This window comes from Streptomyces nanshensis (assembly GCF_001751255.1).
GTDB lineage: Bacteria > Actinomycetota > Actinomycetes > Streptomycetales > Streptomycetaceae > Streptomyces > Streptomyces nanshensis_A.
In genome coordinates this window covers 1-1181 of sequence record NZ_LJGW01000537.1, presented here as the reverse complement: position 1 = coordinate 1181, position 1181 = coordinate 1, and the positions used below count along the sequence as shown (strand labels likewise).

1 protein-coding gene is annotated in these 1181 nt (G+C 76.3%); it reads right to left on the bottom strand.

What is annotated here, in order from left to right; genetic code table 11:
- Positions 1 to 63 precede the first annotated feature (63 nt).
- On the bottom strand, positions 64 to 1181 hold a 1118-nt coding region (locus AN218_RS29585), incomplete at its 5' end, for a discoidin domain-containing protein (RefSeq protein WP_141747746.1).

Genomic DNA, 1181 nt, shown 5'->3' with positions numbered 1-1181 from the left:
CGGGCGGCCCGCCGCCACGTGGACCGGCCGCCCCGCTCGTCCGGCCGCCCCGCCCGTCCCGGGTCAGCGTCCCCGTGCGTGCCGGCCGTGCTCGCGGACCGCGTACGCCTCCAGCGTCCACAGCGAGTAGCCGAAGCGCGTCGCGCGCTCGTCGCCCTGGACCCGTACGTAGCGGGTGTCGGCGGGGGCGTCCATGCGGACGGTCTCCCGGCCGCCCCGGCCGTTCCGTACCCGTGCCGCGTCCCGCCACCGCTTGCCGTCCGCCGAGACCTGCACCCGGTAGCTCTTGGCGTAGGCGTCCTGCCAGTGCAGCACCACCTCGCCGACGCGCGTGGGTCGTGGCAGCTTGAGCTGCACCCACTCGCCGTCCTTCGCCGGGGAGGACCAACGGGTGTCCTCGCGGCCGTCGTTGACGGCGGACGCCGGGAAGTCGCCGGTCTCGTCCCCGGACGAGGAGGCCGTCGACCCGCGCGCCAGATCCGGTCCGCCGGTACGCGGGAAGGCCCGTACGGTCAGCGTCCGCTTCTCCCCGCCGAAGGAGAGCGGGACGCGGTAGCTGCCGGGCTTCACGGAGGCGTCGGCCTCGATCTCGACCGGTACGTCCACGGTGCCGCCGCGCGGTACGACCGTCCGCTTCGGGGTGCGCACGGTGAAGCCCTTCGGGGCGTCGGCGGTCACCCTGCCGCGTACGTCGGAGGGGCGGTGGCCGTGCAGCCGGGCGGTGATCTGGCCGCCGGGCGCCGGGCGTTCGGCGCTTGCGCCGTGCTTGCCGGTCCCGCTGTTCCTGCCGTGCTTGCCCGTGTCCTTGCCGTGCTTGCCGCCCGCGGTGTCCTTGCCCGTGCCCTTGCCGTCGCGTCCGCCGCCCACGGGGACGTCGACCTCGTCCTTCGACAGCGAGAGGGAGGCGTCGGGACGGTCCGCATACCACGGCGTGATCTCGTGCACGACCGGCTCGTCCGAGCCGGGGGACCAGGCCAGGCGCAGGGCGTCCGCCCGCACCCCGTGGCCCTCGCGCTGCGTCCAGCCGCTGCCGGAGAGCGGACCGAGCCGCCGCCAGCCCTCGCCCGGCACATGCGCCTCGACGCGTGCCCGGGTCCCGGAGCCGGGGCCCGTCTGCACGGTGACCGCCTCCAGCGGGCGGCGTTCGGGCAGCGAGACGGTGAGCGCCGGGGTGCCGGGAG